The organism is Ciceribacter lividus (assembly GCF_003337715.1).
Lineage (GTDB): Bacteria > Pseudomonadota > Alphaproteobacteria > Rhizobiales > Rhizobiaceae > Allorhizobium > Allorhizobium lividum.
Genome location: NZ_QPIX01000004.1, coordinates 334,163 through 347,261 on the forward strand (window position 1 = coordinate 334,163; position 13,099 = coordinate 347,261).

Consider the following 13,099-nt stretch of genomic DNA (forward strand, 5'->3'; position numbering starts at 1 on the left):
GAAACGTTACCGTTTTGATGTGCATAGGCCCCGTTCCGGGGTTCAGGAGACGATCATGAAGAGATTATCGCTACTTGCGATGGCCGCCGTGGGAATGCTCGGCATCCCGGCGCTTGCGGACGCTGCACCTGCTTATTCGACGGCGGACGTCAACATGCGTTCGGGCCCGAGCACGCAGTATCCCCCCGTCTTGGTGATCCCTTACGGCAGCCGTGTGGACATCCGCGGGTGTCTGAGTTCCCAGGCCTGGTGCGACGTCGACTACCGCGGCATCCGTGGCTGGGTATCAGGCAGCTATCTGCAGGCGAGTTACGAGCAGCGCCACGTCTATGTCGGCCCGAGTTACTACGAACCGCTCGGTATTCCGACCGTGGTGTTCAGCATCGACACCTACTGGGACCGCTACTATCGCGACCGTGACTTCTATCGGGATCGCGACGAGTGGCGAGACGGGTACTATCGTCCGGCGGTTCGCCGCGACGTTTATCGCCGTCCTCCGCCGCCGCCGCGGTGGGACGACGACGAGGAATACGGCTGGCGCGAGCCGTCCCGGCGCGTTCGCGAGCCGCGGCGAGACCCTCCGCCGCCACCGCCACCACCAGTAATGTGGGACGACGACGCGCAGCCCGTCTATGAACGAAGCGGGCGCCGCCTTCCGCCGCGGGATCGTGGCGAGTTGATCCGCGAGAAGAACAAGCAGGCAGAGGGCAAGCGTCTGATCAAGCGTTGCAACCAAGGAATGATTGCCTGTCAGTCGCACGATTGACGAGCCCGGACGAATCTGCGCGATCGCCGTGGCGGTCGCGCAGATCAATCTCGTGCAGATATCAGAACCGTGTGTCCTGCCTCCTCATCGGCATGAGTGCCGCCATCGTTCCAGCCGCTCCGGGGGACGAGAAGATCCGAGACGATCCTTGAGCCGCCCGCGCTGTTGCGACGTCGGGCATTTCCGTATCCTCCCACCGCGAAGACACGGCGCTCCGTCGTCTGGTCACATCGTTCGCCGCCGAAGCCCTGAGCTGAAGGCGTTTCAGGCCCGGGGCCATTGAACTTCCCGGGGGATTTGGCTATGAGACCGCAACTTGTCTGCGCCTCGCGGCTCAGGTGGTTTCTTCAGCGGTGCCGGTCGGTACCCAACATTCGTGACGGTAGTTAAGGCAATGGCTCGCATCGTGATGAAATTCGGCGGAACCTCCGTCGCCAATCTCGAACGTATTCACAATGTCGCACGGCATGTGAAACGTGAGGTCGATGCCGGTCACGAAGTGGCGGTTGTCGTTTCGGCCATGTCGGGCAAGACGAACGAACTGGTCGACTGGGTGCGCAACATACCGAAGGTCGCCGGCGCCGACTCGCCTTTCTATGACGCACGCGAATACGACGCGGTCGTCGCCTCGGGGGAGCAGGTAACCTCCGGCCTGCTGGCGATCGCCCTGCAGTCTATGGGTATCAACGCGCGCTCCTGGCAGGGCTGGCAGATTCCGATCAAGACGGACAATGCCCACGGAGCCGCCCGCATTCAGGAGATCGATGGTTCGGACATCATCCGGCGGATGGGTGAGGGGCAGGTGGCGGTTGTCGCCGGCTTCCAGGGTATCGGCCCCGATAATCGCATCTCGACGCTTGGTCGTGGCGGTTCGGACACGTCTGCGGTGGCGATCGCCGCCGCGGTCAAGGCCGATCGTTGTGATATCTACACGGACGTCGACGGAGTCTATACGACGGACCCTCGTGTCGAACCGAAGGCGCGAAGACTGAAGAAGATCGCCTTCGAGGAAATGCTGGAAATGGCGTCGTTGGGCGCGAAGGTGCTTCAGGTACGCTCGGTCGAACTGGCCATGGTGCACAAAGTGCGGACCTTCGTGCGCTCGAGTTTCGAGGACCCGGATGCTCCGGGGATGGGCGACCTTCTCAATCCGCCCGGTACGTTGATTTGCGATGAGGAAGAGATCGTGGAACAGGAAGTTGTCACCGGCATTGCGTATGCCAAGGATGAAGCGCAAATCTCGCTGCGCCGCGTCGCAGACCGTCCGGGCGTTTCCGCCGCGATCTTCGGTCCGCTCGCCGAGGCGCATATCAATGTCGACATGATCGTTCAGAACATCTCGGAGGATGGCACCCGGACGGACATGACCTTTACGGTGCCCTCGGGCGACGTCGAAAAGGCGCTCGCCGTTCTCGGCGACAACAAGGAGAAGATCGGCTACGACGTCCTCCAGAGCGAATCGGGGCTGGTCAAGGTTTCGGTCATCGGTATTGGCATGCGCAGCCATGCCGGCGTGGCGGCCACCGCCTTCCAGGCGCTCGCTGAAAAGGGTATCAACATCAAGGCGATCACCACGTCGGAGATCAAGATCTCTATCCTGATCGACGGCCCCTATGCCGAACTCGCGGTCCGGACTTTGCATTCCTGCTACGGCCTCGATAAGAATTGATTCCGCTGAGGCGGTCTGCCACTCTCGACGATTGATGCGGGTGGCGGTCCGCCCCGTCCATAGACCGTTTTCGGGAGCATGCGCGCGATGAGAGACCTGTCTGCCGGTCCACGCGTCCTCCTCAAACGGCTCCGCGAACTGATGGCGGAGCCGCTTGAGCCACAGGAGCGCCTTGACCGGATTGTTCGTCAGATCGCGAGCAACATGGTCGCGGAAGTGTGCTCCGTCTACGTGCTGCGCTCCGACGGCGTCCTCGAACTCTACGCGACCGAAGGTCTCAACAAGGACGCGGTGCACCTTGCCCAGCTGAAAATGGGGCAGGGACTTGTCGGTACGATCGCGGCAAGCGCGCAATCGCTCAATCTCTCGGATGCTCAAGCCCATCCGGCGTTCCGCTATCTCCCTGAGACTGGGGAAGAAATCTATCATTCCTTCCTCGGTGTGCCGATTCTGAGAGCCGGCCGCAGTCTTGGCGTTCTCGTGGTCCAGAATAAGGCACAGCGGAATTACCGGGAGGATGAACTTGAAGCGCTCGAGACGACAGCCATGGTGCTGGCCGAGATGATCGCGACGGGCGAACTGAAGAAGATCACCAGGCCGGGTCTCGAACTCGACCTTACGCGGGCAGTCACCATCGAAGGCGACAGCTATGGCGAGGGGATCGGACTTGGCTATGTCGTGCTGCACGAACCGCGCATCGTGGTGACCAATCTTCTCAACGAAGACAGCGAGAAGGAAATCCGCCGGCTCGCCGATGCGCTCGGTTCGTTGCGCATCTCTATCGATGACATGTTGTCACGGCGTGAAGTCGCAATGGAAGGCGAGCACCGCGAAGTGCTTGAGACCTACCGTATGTTCGCCCACGATCAGGGCTGGGTCCGCCGCATGGAAGAGGCGATCCATAATGGACTGACCGCGGAGGCGGCGGTCGAGAAGGTGCAGAGCGACACCAAGGCCCGCATGATCCGTCTGACGGATCCTTATCTTCGGGAGCGGATGCACGACTTCGACGACCTCGCCAACCGCCTGCTCAGACAGCTGACCGGCTTTTCGTCGCGGAGTGCATCGGAAGGCTTTCCGTCCGATGCCATCATTCTCGCACGCGCCATGGGTGCCGCGGAACTGCTCGACTATCCGCGCAGCCATATTCGCGGGCTGGTGCTGGAGGAGGGGGCGGTGACGAGTCACGTCGTGATCGTCGCCCGCGCGATGGGTATCCCGGTTGTCGGCCAGGCGGCGGGCGCGGTAGCACTTGCCGAGAATGGCGATCCTGTCATCATCGACGGTGACGACGGAAAGGTCCACGTCCGGCCGATGGCGGACCTTCAGAAGGCGTACGAAGAGAAAGTGAAGTTGCGCGCGCGTCGGCAGGAGCAGTTCCGGGCGCTTCGCGACGTGGAGCCGCTGACGAAGGACGGCAAGCGTATCCTCCTCCAGATGAATGCCGGCCTGCTCGTCGATCTGCCGCAACTGGCCGCTTCGGGTGCAGAAGGCATCGGATTGTTCCGTACCGAACTGCAGTTCATGATTTCCTCCACGATGCCGAAAGCGGAAGAACAGGAGAATTTCTACCGCAGCGTCCTGCGCCAGGCCGACGGTCGACCGGTGACGTTTCGCACGCTGGATATCGGCGGCGACAAGGTCGTTTCCTATTTTCGGTCGCAGGAAGAGGAAAACCCGGCGCTGGGCTGGCGCGCGATACGCCTGTCGCTCGACCGGCCCGGACTGTTGCGCACTCAGCTCAGGGCGCTCCTGAAAGCGTCGGCCGGCGCCGAGCTCAAGATGATGCTGCCGATGGTGACCGAGGTCTCCGAAATTCGCGCAGTGCGTGAACTGATGCAGAAGGAGGTCCAGCACCTCTCCAAGTTCGGACACCAGCTGCCGAAGCGCCTGCAGTTCGGCGTGATGCTCGAGGTTCCTGCCCTGCTGTGGCAACTGGAGGAACTGATGGAGGAGGTGGACTTCGTGTCTGTCGGCTCCAACGACCTCTTCCAGTTTTCGATGGCTGTCGACCGCGGCAACGCCCGGGTGGCGGACCGCTTCGACGTGCTCGGCCGATCGTTCCTGCGCATTCTTCGCGACATCGTCCGCGCCGCCGACAAGGCCGGGACGCCGTTGACGCTGTGCGGCGAGATGGCGGGCAAGCCTCTGAGCGCGATGGCCCTGCTCGGGCTCGGCTTCCGGTCGATCTCGATGTCGGCGACGTCGATCGGCCCGATCAAGGCGATGCTTCTTGCGCTGGATGTCGACCGCCTGAGCAAGCTGCTGGACGGCGCGCTGGACGATCACCGCACGCATCTGCCTGTACGCGACATCCTCACCGGATTCGCGGAAGACAACAACATTCCCCTTTGAATGATCTGCCTGGAGTAGAGAGTGGCAAAGCTACCTGTCGATAAGATGCGTGAGCTCGAACGCCGATTCGGTGAGATCGAGGCTCGCATGTCGGCCGGGCCGGCCGCGGACGTCTACGTCAAGCTCGCGTCGGAATATGCCGAGTTGCAGCCGGTCGTCGGCAAGGTTCGCGAATACGAGGCGGCGATCACCGAGTTTGCAGGCCTGCGATCGATGCTGGCCGACAAATCGACCGATCGTGAGATGCGCGCTCTTGCCGAGACCGAGATTCCCGAGGTTGAGGAGCGCATTGCGGCGCTCGAGACAGATATCCAGATCCTCCTTCTGCCGAAGGACGCAGCGGACGAAAAGAGCGCCATTCTCGAAATTCGCGCCGGCACCGGCGGTTCGGAAGCGGCGCTGTTTGCCGGTGACCTCTTCCGGATGTACGAGCGCTTCGCCAGTTCCAAGGGGTGGAAGGTCGAGGTCCTGTCGGCCAGCGAAGGCGAGGCGGGCGGCTACAAGGAAATCATCGCGTCCATTACCGGCCGCGGCGCGTTCTCGAAACTGAAATTCGAGTCCGGCGTGCACCGCGTGCAGCGCGTCCCGGAAACGGAGGCGAGCGGTCGCATTCATACATCGGCGGCAACCGTGGCGGTGCTGCCGGAGGCCGAGGAGATCGATGTCGAGATCCGCCCGGAGGACATCCGGATCGACACGATGCGCTCGTCCGGCGCCGGCGGGCAGCACGTCAACACCACTGACTCGGCGGTACGTATCACGCACCTGCCGACGGGGCTCGTGGTTACGAGTTCGGAGAAGTCGCAGCATCAGAACCGGGCCAAGGCGATGCAGGTCCTGCGTTCCAGGCTCTACGACATGGAGCGTCAACGGACCGAAAGCGAGCGCTCGGCGGATCGCCGGAGCCAGGTAGGGTCCGGAGACCGATCCGAGCGTATTCGCACCTACAATTTTCCACAGGGCCGGGTCACCGATCACCGCATCAATCTTACCCTCTACAAGTTGGACCGTATGATGGAGGGCGATATCGACGAACTCGTGGATGCCCTGATCTCCGACTACCAGGCCGGTCAGCTTGCCCAGCTCGGCGAGCAGTCGTGAGCGGGCAACCCGATACAGTCTGCCTGTTGATTGCCGAAGCGAGGCGGCGTTTTGCCGAGGCTGAGCTGGCCGATCCATCGACTGATGCGCGTGTTCTCGTCGCCGGCGTTCTTGGCCTGTCGCTCTCCGACGTCGTGATGCGAGGGGACGCCGCCGTTTCCCATGAAGAGGCCGAGCAGGTGCGGGTGGCCATCACGCGCCGCTGCAAGCACGAGCCCGTTCACCGGATTCTGGGGCATCGGGCCTTCTACGGGCTGGACCTTCGGCTTTCTCCGGAGACTCTCGAGCCACGGCCGGATACCGAAATTCTGGTCGATTGCGTGTTGCCGCATTTGAAGCGGATGATTGCTGAAAAGGGCAGTGCGCGGCTGCTCGATCTCGGTGTCGGAACGGGGGCGATCGCGCTCGCTCTGCTCAAGGAATGTCCGCAGGCTCGTGCCGTCGGAAGCGATATTTCCGAAGAGGCTCTTTCAACGGCGGAACGCAACGCCTACATCAATGGTGTCGCCGAGCGGTTCGAGACCGTGCGCAGCGCGTGGTTCGCGAACATCAAGGGAAGGTTCGACATCATCGTGTCCAATCCTCCCTATATTCCGACAGGCGTGGTCGCCGAACTGGACCCGGAGGTCCGGGACTACGATCCGTTCGCAGCCTTGGACGGTGGTCAAGACGGTCTTGATGCCTACCGGGCGCTCTCGACGGGAGCGGGCAACTTCCTGCAGACGAACGGTTTGGTGGTCGTCGAGATCGGCTATGACCAGAAGAAGAGCGTCACCGCGCTGTTCGAAAATGCAGGTTTTTCCCTGCTCGAGGCGCATCGCGACTATGGCGGCAATGACCGGGTCCTGCTGTTCACGACGCGAAATTGCTGCGCGTGCTAAGTTGTTTCCGACTTGCGAAGAAAACGCTTGGTTTTCCGAAGGAAGCGGGCTAGGTTGCGGGCACGCAGCGGGCAGCGGGGAATGAACAGAGATTCGTTCGGGTCTGGGGCGGCTTCGATTTCGGCTCCTTTGGAGTTTCGCGAAGCAAGCAGATCCCGTTGCGTGATCAGTTAATTTGGCTTTCACCAGCGGCAGATGAAGCAATGGCGCACCATGCCCGCGGCACGCGGAGCTTTGATCCGGTCTAACCAGATGCGGCAGCGTAGCCAATCTATCAGCAATCAAGAGAATTCAGGTGAATAATCGATGAGGCCAGGACAGCAGAACAAGCGTGGTCGCGGGCGTGGCGGCAACGGCGGCGGCGGCAACTTCAACCGCAAGGGCGCCAATCCGCTGACGCGAACCTATGACAGCTCCGGTCCCGATGTGAAGATTCGTGGTACTGCCCAGCACATCGCCGAGAAGTATGCAGCGCTTGCTCGTGATGCCCAGAGTTCCGGCGACCGTGTCATGGCGGAAAATTACCTCCAGCACGCCGAGCACTACAATCGCATCATCGCTGCCGCTCAGGCGCAGATGCAGGAGCGTTTCCAGCGCGATGACCGTGGGGACTACGCCGACCGAGATGTCGATGACATGGACATCCTCGATGAACCGACTGTTCATCATGCGGCACCAGCTGCGCCGCGTGCGGCCGAGATTGCCGGAAGCGGTCCTCAACCCGTGATCGAGGGAACGCCGGTGGAGGTCGCCGCTGCGGAAGAGGCTGCGGAGGAAGGTGGCGAGCAACGGCAGCCTCGTCGTCGCAATTCAGGCTCGCGTCCGCGCCGCCAGCGTCGCGGCGGTGGTGGCGGCGCGCAGGCGGATGATGCCGGTGAGGTAGGATCGACTGACGCCGAGTCGAGTTCAGAAAAGCCGGAGCTGGCCGCGGCTGCCTCCGAATAGGCGACCGCCGCTGTTGCGAAGTAAAGGATCGAGAAACTCTGGCCATGTGCTGGAGTTTTTCGTTTAAGTTCCTCTTTAAACGCCGAAATTCTTTCCCCATATCTCGATCACAAGGGCGAACACGCCCGCGGGTTCGCCTGTTCAGGGGGCCCGATCCTTAACCGCTGCATTGTGCCGTTGCGGGCAGTGCAGCTCGTGGAGATAGGCGATGAATATCGAGAAGTATTCCGAGCGGGTTCGCGGCTTCCTGCAGTCGGCACAGACCCACGCACTGTCGGAAGGCCATCAGCAATTTACGGCCGAACACGTCCTCAAGGTCCTTCTGGACGACGATCAGGGCATGGCGGCGTCTCTCATCACGCGCGCCGGCGGCGATCCGAAGGAAGCGCGTCTGGCCAACGACATGGCGCTTTCCAAGCTTCCGAAGGTTTCCGGTGGCGGCGGCCAAGTCTATCTTTCGCAGCCGCTCGCCAAGGTGTTTTCGACCGCCGAAGAGGCGGCAAAGAAGGCCGGTGACAGTTTCGTCACCGTCGAACGCCTGTTGCTGGCGCTGGCAATCGAGCCGTCTGCATCGACCTCCGCCAGCCTGAAGAAGGCCGGCGTCACGGCGACGACTCTCAATCAGGTCATAAACGAAATCCGCAAGGGTCGCACGGCCGACACGGCGAGTGCCGAGCAGGGATTCGATGCTCTGAAGAAATATGCTCGCGACCTCACGGCCGAAGCACGCGACGGAAAGCTCGATCCGGTCATCGGCCGTGACGACGAGATCCGCCGCACCATCCAGGTGCTGTCACGCCGGACGAAGAACAACCCGGTCCTGATCGGCGAGCCCGGCGTCGGCAAGACGGCCATCGCCGAAGGTCTCGCTCTGCGTATCGTCAACGGCGACGTTCCGGAGAGCCTGAAGGACAAGCGGCTGATGGCCCTCGACATGGGGGCACTGATCGCCGGCGCGAAATACCGTGGTGAATTCGAGGAACGCCTGAAGGCCGTCTTGAACGAAGTGCAGGCGGAGAGTGGCGAAATCATCCTGTTCATCGATGAGATGCATACGCTCGTCGGCGCCGGCAAGGCCGACGGCGCGATGGACGCCTCAAACCTCCTGAAGCCGGCCCTTGCGCGCGGCGAACTGCACTGCGTCGGCGCGACCACGCTCGATGAATACCGCAAGCATGTCGAAAAAGATGCGGCGCTTGCCCGTCGTTTCCAGCCCGTGATGGTCGACGAGCCGACCGTCGAGGATACAATCTCGATCCTGCGTGGGCTGAAGGAGAAGTACGAACAACACCACAAGGTGCGTATTTCCGACTCCGCGATCGTTGCGGCAGCGACCCTGTCGAACCGCTACATCACCGACCGGTTCCTGCCGGACAAGGCGATCGATCTGATGGACGAGGCCGCCTCGCGGCTGAGGATGCAGGTGGATTCGAAGCCCGAGGAGCTCGACGAGCTCGACCGCCGCATCATGCAGCTGAAGATCGAGCGCGAGGCGCTGAAGAAGGAAACCGACAGCGCGTCCGCCGACCGGCTGGTGCGGTTGGAGGCCGAGGTGACGTCGCTGGAAGAGCAGGCCGATGCGCTAACGGCGCGCTGGCAGGCGGAAAAGCAGAAGCTCGGCCTTGCCGCCGAGCTCAAGGGCAAGCTCGACGAAGCGCGTAACGAACTGGCGATCGCCCAACGCAAGGGTGAATTCCAGCGCGCCGGCGAACTGACCTACGGCGTCATTCCGGATCTTGAGAAGCAGTTGGCGCAAGCCGAGGCGCAGGACAGCACGACCAATGCCATGGTGCAGGAAGTCGTGACGCCGGACGCGATCGCTCATGTCGTGTCGCGCTGGACCGGGATTCCGGTCGACAAGATGCTGGAAGGCGAGCGCGACAAGCTGCTGCGCATGGAAGACGAGCTGGCGAAATCGGTAGTCGGCCAGGGCGATGCGGTGCAGGCGGTGTCGCGTGCCGTTCGCCGGTCGCGTGCCGGGCTGCAGGACCCGAACCGCCCGATTGGCTCCTTCATCTTCCTCGGCCCGACCGGCGTCGGCAAGACGGAACTGACCAAGTCGCTCGCCCGCTTCCTCTTCGACGACGACACCGCTCTCGTGCGCATCGACATGTCGGAATACATGGAGAAGCATTCGGTTGCCCGCCTTATCGGCGCACCTCCCGGCTACGTCGGTTACGAGGAAGGCGGCGCGCTCACCGAGTCGGTGCGGCGCAGGCCCTATCAGGTCGTCCTCTTCGACGAGATCGAGAAGGCGCATCCCGATGTGTTCAACGTTCTCCTGCAGGTTCTCGACGACGGCCGCCTGACCGACGGCCAGGGCCGGACCGTGGATTTCAAGAATACGATCATCATTATGACGTCGAACCTCGGTGCGGAATATCTGACAAACCTGCCGGAAGGCTCCGATACGGATCAGGTCCGCGATCAGGTGATGGACGTGGTCAAGGCATCGTTCCGGCCGGAATTCCTCAACCGTGTCGACGAGATCATCCTTTTCCATCGTCTGCAGCGGACGGAAATGGGAGCAATCGTCAATATCCAGATGAAGCGGCTCGTGGCCCTTCTCGCCGAACGCAAGATCGGGGTCGAGCTCGGCGACGACGCCCGCAACTGGCTCGCGGACAAGGGGTACGATCCGGTCTATGGGGCTCGGCCGCTGAAGCGGGTCATCCAGAAATATGTCCAGGATCCGATGGCGGAGCAGATTCTCTCGGGTCGAATCCCGGACAGTTCGAAAGTGACGATCACCGCCGGCTCGGATCGACTGCTGTTCAGCGTCCGGCAACTGGCGGACGAAGCGGCGTAAGCGGCAGACCCGTCAAGAACAGCGACAACGAAATGGCGGCCTGCGTGCCGCCATTTTTCATGAGTAGCCGGATCGCTGTGCGGTCGTTTCCCTTTCCTCAGCGCGCGGCTAGCTGCTTCTGTCGCTCGACGTTGCCAAGCAGTGAATCGATGCGCTGGCGTTCCACTTCGAACTTGGCGAGCGCATCCCCCGTCAGGGACTTCCCGCCGGGAAGACGGACCTTCAGCGGATCGACCTTGGTGCCGTTGACGATCAGCTCGTAGTGCAGATGGGCGCCCGTCGAAAGCCCGGTATTTCCGACCCAGCCGATCACCTGTCCCTGGCGGACCTTCGCGCCCGGCTTGATGTCCTTCGCGATCGCGCTCTGGTGATTGTAGGAGGTGACGTAACCGTTGGCGTGTCGGATGAGGGTCTGGTTTCCATAGCCACCCGAGTCCCAGCCCGCCTTTTCGACGACGCCGTTGCCGGAGGCGATGATGGGCGTGCCGCGGGGGGCTGCCCAATCGGCACCGGTATGCATCTTGGAGTAGCCGAGGATCGGATGGCGGCGCATACCGAAGCCGGAAGTGAAGCGACCGTTCGGTACCGGATTCCGAAGCAGGAACTGGCGGATGCTCTTGCCCTCGGCATCGAAGTAATCGATCGAATTATCGACCGGGTCCTGAAAGCGGTAGAAAGTCGTCAGGGTGTCGCCGAAACGGGCGCTGACATAGAGAAGTTCGGATTCCTCGGTGGCCTGGCCGTTCTCGTCGGGCACCGAGAAAAAGGCTTCCAGCATGTCCGTCGGCTTCAGCTGTGCCTGGAAATCGACATTGCTGGCAAGCAGCCGAATGATCTGCGCTGTCATCTGTTGGTTCATGCCGTAGGAAATGGCCGCCCGGTAGATGCCGTCATATACCCGCGGCAGGTCGCGACCGGCCGGAATTGACATGGGCCGGTCGTCGAAGGCCGACGCAACGGCGTCGAGAACGGGCGGTTCGCTGCCGACGACCAGGCGGCCGGCGTCGTTCAGCGCAAGCGTCACGACATGTGTGGCGTGTCGGTAGAGACTGACACGGACGATCCTTGCCTCTTCTCCTTTCTGGATGAGGCCGATCCTGAGGACGTCGCCCTCGGACAGTCCGTCCGCGCCGATCTGCGGGCCGAGGTAGCGTGCGACGTCCTCCGCTTCCGCCCGCGGGTAGCCCGCGCCGATCATGGCGGCATCCACCGACTGCGCACGGCGAACCGGGATGATGTCGTCGGCATATTCGGGTGTTTGCGGCGTGAGTGGCTCGGGCGCCGATACCGACATGTTCTGCTCGATGATGCGCGCGGCCAATCCGGTGGTCAGGTCGACGCCGCTGTCGTCGGCGAAACGCTGCGGGTCGATGTAGTAGAGTGCGGCGATCTGCGTGCTGCCGTCGGTCAAGACCGATCCGTTGGTGCGAACTGCCTCCTCCACCTCGTCGAAGGACATCTCGCCGGCGTAGGGGTGAACGTTTCCTGATACCGGAAAGGCGACGGTCCTTAGGCTCACCTGGGATTCGACGTCGGAACCGTAGAGGCTGCCGGTTCGCGGCGCCGTGCTCTTTTCGCCGTCGTCTGCGAAGATCGCCAGCGGGTCGAACCTCGGATAGTCCTCCTGAACCGTATAATTGGCGGCGAGGCTCATCTTCACGTGCATGAAGGGCTGCCGACGCACCACTTCGGTCTCTCCCTCGTGAATGACTGTCGGCACTTCGAGAATCGCCTTGTCCGAAGGCCTTGCCGCGATGTTCGGACCGAGAAGCCGTTCTCCGCGTTTGGCGGTTTCCTGGGTCTCGTTCTGGTCCGGTCCGGCGACCGCATAGGCTTCCGCCGGAATGGCGAGCTGCTGGCGACCATCGAGCGCGGCAAACAATGCGACGCCCATCAGCACGCATGAGGTGATGCCGGTGAGGAAGGTCCCGGTCAGCCAGCGCAACGAGATTTCCCGCCGGTCCGGCGCACGGCGGCCGTCGGCAAGAATCGGCGGCTCGGTGCCGAGAGACCGCAGCATATTGCGGTCCGTCATCATGCCGCCTGCCTCCGTTTGTTCAAGAGTGCGCTCCATTCCTTAGCATCTGGCCGCGAAATCTGCACGTTTGATCGGTGCTCGTCAAATGACGGGTCGTCGCGTGCCGCGATTCCTTGTCCACGTCGCTTCAGAGCACTTGATTGTGAATTTCTCGGGGCGGACACGCGCGAACGCGTTCCGCGGACGACGCGCGGCGAGCGCTGTCCCGGCTCTATCGCAGGTCCGCCCGCCCACATAAGGAGACCTTTGCGCCCCTTCCTTGTCTCGTTGGTCATGTGACGGGCCGATGCCGCCTGCCGCTTCGCCGCGGGCTTTGTGTGGAGCCATGCTTTGCGGGAGGGGGCTTTGGGCGCGAGGTTTGAGTCACGGCTACCTGAAACGCGAAAATGCCTATATTTTTCAGATGTTTGGAAATTTCTTTGAAAAAATCCGTAGTGGTCTGTTGACTTGTTTGAGGGGGTAGGATTATACATCCGCTCACTGACGAGGGCGGCGGCGCTGCTGGCGACGATGTCCTTCGTTCTAGAGAAATCTC

General features: G+C 62.2%; 8 protein-coding genes. 7 read left to right on the forward strand and 1 reads right to left on the reverse strand.

All coding sequences use genetic code 11. The features are described from left to right. Positions 1-55: 55 nt before the first annotated feature. The 7 genes from DFR48_RS09915 to clpB all read left to right on the forward strand — a co-directional run bounded on the left by DFR48_RS09915 (position 56) and on the right by clpB (position 10,526). Positions 56-766 (forward strand): SH3 domain-containing protein, encoded by a 711-nt coding sequence (locus tag DFR48_RS09915; RefSeq protein ID WP_114362980.1) that lies wholly within the window; start codon positions 56-58, stop codon positions 764-766. Between the two features lie 394 nt (positions 767-1,160). Next, positions 1,161-2,435: an aspartate kinase gene (locus DFR48_RS09925; protein ID WP_114362982.1), complete on the forward strand. Its 1,275-nt coding sequence runs from the start codon at positions 1,161-1,163 to the stop codon at positions 2,433-2,435. Between the two features lie 87 nt (positions 2,436-2,522). Then, a complete protein-coding gene (gene ptsP / locus DFR48_RS09930; RefSeq protein WP_114362983.1) occupies positions 2,523-4,790 on the forward strand; it encodes a phosphoenolpyruvate--protein phosphotransferase in 2,268 nt (755 codons plus the stop codon). Positions 4,791-4,811: 21 nt separating this feature from the next. Further along, the gene (gene prfA / locus DFR48_RS09935; protein ID WP_114362984.1) at positions 4,812-5,891 is read left to right on the forward strand and encodes a peptide chain release factor 1; all 1,080 of its coding nucleotides are present in this window, start codon (positions 4,812-4,814) and stop codon (positions 5,889-5,891) included. Then, on the forward strand, positions 5,888-6,772 hold the full coding sequence (gene prmC / locus DFR48_RS09940; protein ID WP_114362985.1) for a peptide chain release factor N(5)-glutamine methyltransferase: 885 nt from the start codon (positions 5,888-5,890) through the stop codon (positions 6,770-6,772). The genes prfA and prmC overlap by 4 nt, the downstream gene beginning before the upstream one ends. 306 nt (positions 6,773-7,078) lie before the next feature. Next, positions 7,079-7,717, forward strand: coding sequence for a DUF4167 domain-containing protein (locus tag DFR48_RS09945; RefSeq protein WP_114362986.1), 639 nt, complete (start codon positions 7,079-7,081; stop codon positions 7,715-7,717). Positions 7,718-7,925: 208 nt separating this feature from the next. Next, positions 7,926-10,526, forward strand: coding sequence for an ATP-dependent chaperone ClpB (gene clpB, locus DFR48_RS09950; protein ID WP_114362987.1), 2,601 nt, complete (start codon positions 7,926-7,928; stop codon positions 10,524-10,526). Between the two features lie 97 nt (positions 10,527-10,623). Here clpB and DFR48_RS09955 read toward each other — a convergent pair whose 3' ends face one another. Further along, positions 10,624-12,564: a M23 family metallopeptidase gene (locus DFR48_RS09955; protein ID WP_114362988.1), complete on the reverse strand. Its 1,941-nt coding sequence runs from the start codon at positions 12,562-12,564 to the stop codon at positions 10,624-10,626. Positions 12,565-13,099 lie beyond the last annotated feature (535 nt).